The 4,643-nt window shown below is 73.7% G+C and carries 6 protein-coding genes; 1 reads left to right on the top strand and 5 read right to left on the bottom strand.

The genetic code is table 11. The features are described from left to right. The 5 genes from H5J29_RS21555 to lepB form a co-directional block, all read right to left on the bottom strand. The coding region (locus H5J29_RS21555; protein ID WP_181782858.1) for a YifB family Mg chelatase-like AAA ATPase at positions 1–1,591 on the bottom strand (1,591 nt) is incomplete at its 3' end. Beyond that, the gene (locus tag H5J29_RS21560; protein WP_181782859.1) at positions 1,591–1,959 is read right to left on the bottom strand and encodes a YraN family protein; all 369 of its coding nucleotides are present in this window, start codon (positions 1,957–1,959) and stop codon (positions 1,591–1,593) included. The genes H5J29_RS21560 and H5J29_RS21555, both read right to left, overlap by 1 nt. A gap of 127 nt (positions 1,960–2,086) precedes the next feature. Further along, a complete protein-coding gene (locus H5J29_RS21565; protein ID WP_181782860.1) occupies positions 2,087–2,410 on the bottom strand; it encodes a DUF2469 domain-containing protein in 324 nt (107 codons plus the stop codon). Next, complete coding sequence (locus H5J29_RS21570) at positions 2,407–3,153, bottom strand: ribonuclease HII (protein WP_181782863.1); 747 nt, start codon at positions 3,151–3,153, stop codon at positions 2,407–2,409. Before H5J29_RS21570 ends, H5J29_RS21565 begins: the two co-directional genes overlap by 4 nt. Positions 3,154–3,210: 57 nt before the next feature. After that, the gene (gene lepB, locus H5J29_RS21575) at positions 3,211–4,053 is read right to left on the bottom strand and encodes a signal peptidase I (protein ID WP_312858342.1); all 843 of its coding nucleotides are present in this window, start codon (positions 4,051–4,053) and stop codon (positions 3,211–3,213) included. A 121-nt stretch (positions 4,054–4,174) separates the two neighbouring features. On the opposite strand from lepB, the gene H5J29_RS35300 reads away from it, so the two are divergent. Next, complete coding sequence (locus H5J29_RS35300) at positions 4,175–4,579, top strand: patatin-like phospholipase family protein (protein ID WP_312858343.1); 405 nt, start codon at positions 4,175–4,177, stop codon at positions 4,577–4,579. Positions 4,580–4,643 lie beyond the last annotated feature (64 nt).

A 4,643-nucleotide genomic window follows, 5' to 3' on the forward strand; every position in this document is an offset into this window, starting at 1 on the left:
CGAGGACCTCGCCGCGCTGGCCGAGGAGGTGCGCTCCGCGCTCGCCGAACCGGAGTCGGTGACCGCGGCCGTGATCGGCGCGTCCTTCCGGTCGAGCACGCTCGCGGAAGTACAGCGCGGTGTGGATGGTCTCGCGGTCGGGCGAGGTGGCGCCCGCGAGATCAGCGAGCGTCCAGGCCACCCGCAGAGCGCGGTCGGCGCCTCGGGCCGACAGGTCCCCGGCCCGCATCCGCTCCTCCAGGGGTCGCACGACCGATCTCGGCAGGCCGAACGTGCGGCGCAGGGCCGGGCCGGGGACCTCGGCGTTCGTCCGCCAGCCGTGGGCGGACCAGCGCTCCGCCGCCGCGGCACGGGCGGCGAGCACGCGCGACCGGACCACCGCGGTCGCCTCGCCCGCACTCTCGGGTCCCCCGATCTCGGTCGACGGCACCATCCGCGTGCGGATGTCGACCCGGTCCATGAGCGGGCCGGACAGCCGCCCGACGTAGCGGCGCCGCACCGTGGAGGTGCACACGCAGTCCCGGTCCCGCGCAGGCGCGCACGGGCACGGGTTGGCCGCCAGCACCAGCTGGAACCGGGCCAGGTAGCGGACGGAGCCGTCCGCCCGCGCGAGGCGGACCTCGCCCTCCTCCAGCGGAGTGCGCAGCGAGTCCAGCACGTGCGGCGGGAACTCGGTGCACTCGTCGAGGAAGAGGACGCCGCGATGGGCCAGCGAGACCGCGCCGGGGCGCGGGATCCCGCTGCCGCCGCCGAGCAGCGCGGCCATCGACGAGGAGTGGTGCGGCGCCTCGAACGGTGCCACCCGGCTCAACGGGTCCGCGGGCAGCTCGCCGACCAGGGACCGGATGGACGCGAGCTGGAGCGCCTCGTCCCGGTCCAGCTCCGGGAGCAGGCCGATGATCCGGCGGGCCAGCATGGTCTTGCCGGTTCCGGGCGGGCCGACCAGCAGCAGGTGGTGCCCGCCCGCCGCGGCGACCTCGAGGGCGTGCCGGGCATCGGGCTGGCCCACGACGTCCGCCAGCTCCGGGAAGTGCGACGGCGGCGGGGGCGGAACCTCGCCGGGGCGGTCCAGCTGTCGCTCCCCCGCGAACCACCCCACGACCTGCTCCAGGCTGGTCGCGCCGAACACCTCGACGCCCTCCACCAGCGCGGCCTCGGCGAGCGCCGCCTCCGGCACGACGACCCGACGGAGCCCAGCCTCTCGCGCCGCCAGGACGCTGGGCAGGACTCCGCGGACCGGCCGGACCCGCCCGTCGAGTGCCAGCTCGCCGATCAGGACGGTGCCCGCCAGCCGCTCGGGATCGACCACCCCGGCCCCGGCCAGCACCGCCACGGCGAGGGCCAGGTCGAACCGGGACCCGGACTTGCGCAGCGTGGCGGGTGAGAGGGCCAGCAGGATCCGCACCGCGGGCCACTCGCGGCCGGAGTTCAGCACCGCCGACCGCATCCGGTGCACGGACTCCTGCAACGCCGTGTCCGCCAGCCCGACGATCTGTACCCCGGGGATCCCGCCGCCGACGAGCGCCTCGATCTCCACGGCCACGCCGTCCACCCCGTGCAGTGCCACGGACCAGCCCCGCGCGAGCCCCATCAGAACGCACCCTCGACGTGCTGCAGGGTCACCTCGCGGCCGGGGCGCATCAGCACGGCCACGACGTCGAACCGGATCTCGCACCAGCCCACCCGGTGCGCCGCGAGCCAGGCCCGGGTGACCTGCCGGATCCGGTGCGCCTTCAGGCCCGTGACAGCCTCGGTCGGCTCCCCGTACCGGGTGCCGGAGCGGGTCTTGATCTCACAGACGACGAGCCTGCTCGACTCCCGCGTGCGCTCGGTGGCCACGACGTCGATCTCGCCGTCCCGGCACCGCCAGTTCCGGTCCAGCACGACCAGACCCTTGTCCTGCAGATACCTGACCGCGATGTCCTCACCGCGGCGGCCGAGCTCGTCCTTCGCTGCCATGCCCCAGACGATGACCGGCCGGCACGACCGCGGGGGCCGAACCGGAGAATCGGTCCACAGCCGCCGCGTGCGGTGGACAACCCCACTCGCGCCGCCCGCGCGCGCCGCAGGACGTCGGTCCCGCGTGCTACTGGCCGAACTGGTTGCCCTCCGGCAGCCGGAGGTCCGGCTTGTCCAGCTCCTCGATGTTGACGTCTTTGAAGGTGAGCACCCGGACGTTCTTCACGAAGCGCGCGGGGCGGTACATGTCCCAGACCCACGCGTCGGACATGCGGACCTCGAAGTAGACCTCGCCGTCGCTGTTGCGCGGGGCCACGTCCACCGAGTTGGCCAGGTAGAAGCGGCGCTCGGTCTCCACGACGAAGGAGAACTGGGAGACGATGTCCCGGTACTCCTTGTAGAGCGTGAGCTCCATCTCGGTCTCGTACTTCTCGAGATCCTCGGCGCTCACGACAGCTCTCCCCCAGCCTCGACCTCCCAGACGGGGATCCCGTCCGTGGCCGCACCATTCTGGACCAACCCGGCCCGCCGCCCGCGCCCGGCCACCGCCGCCACGTTCACGAAGGAGAACCGGTGGTCGGAGCACGGACCGTGCTCGGCGAGCGCCGCCTCGTGCGTGGGGGTGTTGTAGCCCTTGTGCTCGGCGAACCCGTAGTCCGGGAACCGCCCGTCGAGCTGCACCATGATCCGGTCCCTGGTCACCTTGGCCAGCACGGACGCCGCGGCGACGCACGCCGCCGTCAGGTCCCCCTTGGGCACGGCGAGGCTCGGCCTGCCGAAGCCGCGGACCGGGAACCCGTCCGTGAGGACGTAGCCGGGCGGGGCGCCGAGGCCCGCCACGGCGCGTCGCATCCCCTCGATGTTCGCGACGTGCACGCCGCGCCGGTCGACCTCCGCGGGCGGGATCACGATCACCGCGAAGTCCTCGGCGCGGCGCACGATCCGGTAGTAGAACTCCTCGCGCTGCGCGGGGCTGAGCAGCTTGGAGTCGGTGAGGCCCTCGAACCGGCGGGCGTCACCGGCGCGCAGCACGCACGCCGCCACGACAAGCGGTCCTGCGCAGGCCCCGCGCCCGGCCTCGTCCACGCCCGCGACCGGGCCGAGGCCGTGGCGCTGCAGGGTGCTCTGCAGGGTCCAGAGACCCGCGGAGGCGCGCACGGTGGCCCGGGTGGGCTTCCACTCGGGCGGGAGGATCTGGGCCGGACGCCTGCGCCGAGGACGGCGCGCCGGCCGCTGGAGAGGGGCGACCACCTACGACCGTCGGGGGAGGAACTCGTCCTCGCGCTCGAGCCACCGCCGCCTGACCAGCACGAACGGCAGGACACCGAACACCCCGAGCGCCAACGGGAGCCCGTCCTGGGCCGCCGCCAGCGCGGCGTTCTGCCCCTGAGGGTTCGTGTCGTCGATGAAGCCGAACCGACCGACCGGCAGCACCTTCATGCGTGCCTTGCCGATGACGTTGTCCACGGGGATGGGGCCGTGCCCGTCGATCCGGGAGTCCGACGAGTTGTTCCGGCTGTCCCCCATCACCCACAGCTCGCCCTGGGGCACGGTGATCGGCCCGAACGGGATCTGCCGGGCCGGGCCCGCCGCGGGCAGGTAGTAGATGTAGGGCTCGTCGAGCGGCTGGTCGTCGACCATGACCCGGTTGCGGGTGTCGCAGCACGCGACCGTCTGCCCTCCGACGGCGATGACCCGCTTCACGAAGTCCTTCTCGTCCGGCGGGGCCAGCCCGATGAGCGAGAGGAACTGCTGCACGACCTCGCCGAACGTGCTGGAGGGCTCGTCCACGGAGAACTCGGTGTTCACCCACGAGTCCGGCCCGCGGAACACCACGACGTCCCCCGGCTCCGGCTCGCTGAACCGGTAGGTGACCTTGTCCACCAGCACCCGGTCGTTGTTGCAGCCGGTGCAGCCGTGCAGCGTGGTCTCCATCGAGCCCGACGGGATCACGTAGACCTTCGCCACGAACGCCTGGATCACGATGGTCAGGACCAGCGCGACCCCGATCAGGATCGGCAGTTCCTTCCAGAACGTGGAGCGGCGGCGGCGGCCGGTCCGCGGCTTGCGGGTGCCGGGCGCGCGCTTGGGCACGTAGGTCGACGCGGGCAGGCTCTCCGGGGAGGCGCCTGCACGACGGCGGTGCCTGCCGGGGAAGCCGTCCGGTCCGGTGGCCGTGGGGTCGACCCGCAGCTGGGGGTCGACCGCGCCGTCGGTGGACTCGGAGGGCCGGATCGCCGACGCGGTCTCGCTCTCGGTGCGGATCCCGGGGATCGCCCCGCCGAAGCGGGTCGGTGACCGGCTGCACGTCGACGGCGGGGTGCTGGACAACCTGCCGGTCGGCGAGATGGTCGCGGAGGACGAGGGCCCGGTCGTCGGGGTCGACGTGGCGGTGCCGTTCGCCGCCGACCCGCACCGGCTGCCGCCCATCGTCGAGACCATCGGCCGAGCCATGACGATCGGCTCGACGATCGGTACTCCGCGCACGGCGGACGTCCCGACCGTCGTCCCCGACCTGTCGGACATCGGCCTGTTCGACTTCGGCAGGCTCGACGAGCTGGTGGACCGGGGGCGCGCGGCGGCGCGGGCGGCCCTGCCGGGGCTGGGGCTGTCGCCATGAGGGTCGCGGTCTGGGTGGGGCACCTCGCCCTCCCGCTGCTGGGCGTGTGGCTGCTCGCGGCCCG

Source organism: Pseudonocardia pini (genome assembly GCF_013870575.1).
Taxonomy (GTDB): domain Bacteria; phylum Actinomycetota; class Actinomycetes; order Mycobacteriales; family Pseudonocardiaceae; genus Pseudonocardia; species Pseudonocardia pini.